Source organism: Caballeronia terrestris, assembly GCF_001544515.1.
Taxonomy (GTDB): Bacteria; Pseudomonadota; Gammaproteobacteria; order Burkholderiales; family Burkholderiaceae; genus Caballeronia; species Caballeronia terrestris.
The window spans coordinates 1-1,562 of record NZ_FCOL02000370.1 but is presented as its reverse complement, the minus strand read 5'-3'; the positions used below and the strand labels follow the sequence as shown (position 1 = coordinate 1,562).

Below are 1,562 nucleotides of genomic sequence, written 5' to 3'. Positions count from 1 at the left end.
TCGTTCAGCTTGCGCACGAATCCGCCGTGTTCCAGTGCGCCCAGCAGACGCAGGACCGTGCTCTTGTAAAGGTCGGTGCGACGCGAGAGTTCTGCAAGCGTCAGCTTGTCGTCGGTCGGGCCGAAGGCATTGAGGATCGCGAACGCGCGATCCAGCACCGCAACGCCACTGGAACTGTCGGATACGGCGCCTGGGTCATCGGGCGTCATTTCGTTTGTCTCGGCTGACACTTTGATCCCTCTTGGTGGTCGTGCTCTCACTGTACCGTTCTGTCGTGTAGAACTCAAGTTCTAAAAAATGACGACTTAGCGGGTATACCCATCTTATATTGCCCCAAAATCACTCATATAGTTCTATCTAACGAAACGTAGTTCTTTCAGATAGAACTATTCACAAGGAGCATATCTTGAGCAATTCCTGTCCTCCCAAGGTGTTGATCAGCGAAGTCGGTCCACGCGACGGCCTTCAGAGCATCAAAACCGTCATGTCCACGCCCGCCAAACTGCGCTGGATTTCCGCACTGGCTGCCGCCGGGCTGAAAGAAATCGAAGTCGGCTCCTTCGTGCCGCCGAAGTTGCTTCCCCAAATGGGCGACATTCACGACGTCGTGGCTCACGCGCTGACCATCCCCGGCCTTCACGTGGCCGTGCTCGCGCCGAATCTGCGTGGTTCGGAGCGTGCGTTCGAAGCAGGCGTGCACAAGGTGACCCTGCCGGTATCGGTGACCAACGAGCATTCGATGGCGAACATTCGCAAGACGACGGCGCAGATGATCGACGAGGTGCGCGAGATCGTCGCGTTGCGCAATGCGCGGTTCCCTGGCGTGCAGATCGAAGCGGGCGTGTCGGTTGCGTTCGGCTGCACGATCGCGGGCGCCGTCAGCGACGACGAGACGATGCGCATGTGCGTCGCGATGGCTGAATGCGGCGTCGATGAAGTGGGTTTGTCGGACACGAGCGGCTACGCGAATCCGACTCAGGTCCGGCGCCTGTTTCGCCGCTTGCAGAGTGAACTCGGTGGCAAGGCCGGTGGCGCGCACTTTCATAACACGCGCGGTCAGGGGCTGGCGAACGTCGTCGCAGCACTCGAAGCGGGCGTCACCACCATCGACTCGAGCCAGGCGGGCCTTGGCGGCTGTCCGTACGCGCCGGGCGCGACGGGAAACATCGTCACGGAAGACCTCGCGTTCCTGCTCGAAGCGATGGGTTATGACACCGGCATCGACATCGATACGCTCATCGCCGCGCGCGCGATTCTCGCCGAAGCGCTGCCGGGCGAAGCGCTTTACGGACATGTTCAGGATGCCGGCCTGCCGAAGGGGTTCCACTACGCGGACGGCCGCGCACCGAGTGCGCTACAGCCAGAAGGGTGCTTGTTGGGAGTCGCACAATGAGCGGCGTTCAAGCGAATCATTCCCTGCCGTATAGCGGTATGCGCGTGGTCGAGATGACACACATGGTGATGGGGCCGACGTGCGGAATGGTGCTGGCGGACCTCGGTGCGGAAGTTATCAAGGTCGAGCCGATCGCTGGCGACAGCACGCGCGCGTTGCGAGGTTCGGG

Annotated in this window: 3 protein-coding genes; 2 read left to right on the top strand and 1 reads right to left on the bottom strand. The window is 61.0% G+C overall.

Features of this window, described 5'->3' with window-relative positions; genetic code table 11:
* On the bottom strand, positions 1-209 hold a 209-nt coding region (locus AWB67_RS37495; RefSeq protein WP_143746811.1), incomplete at its 3' end, for a helix-turn-helix domain-containing protein.
* Between the two features lie 197 nt (positions 210-406).
* Between AWB67_RS37495 and AWB67_RS37490 the strand changes: the two genes are divergently transcribed.
* Both AWB67_RS37490 and AWB67_RS37485 read left to right on the top strand, forming a co-directional pair.
* Positions 407-1,393 carry a hydroxymethylglutaryl-CoA lyase gene (locus tag AWB67_RS37490; protein ID WP_087660819.1) on the top strand — a complete coding sequence of 329 codons (987 nt, stop codon included), beginning with the start codon at positions 407-409 and terminating at the stop codon, positions 1,391-1,393.
* Positions 1,390-1,562, top strand: a 173-nt coding sequence (locus tag AWB67_RS37485) for a CoA transferase (RefSeq protein ID WP_200822421.1), incomplete at its 3' end; no start/stop codon positions are given. The genes AWB67_RS37490 and AWB67_RS37485, both read left to right, overlap by 4 nt.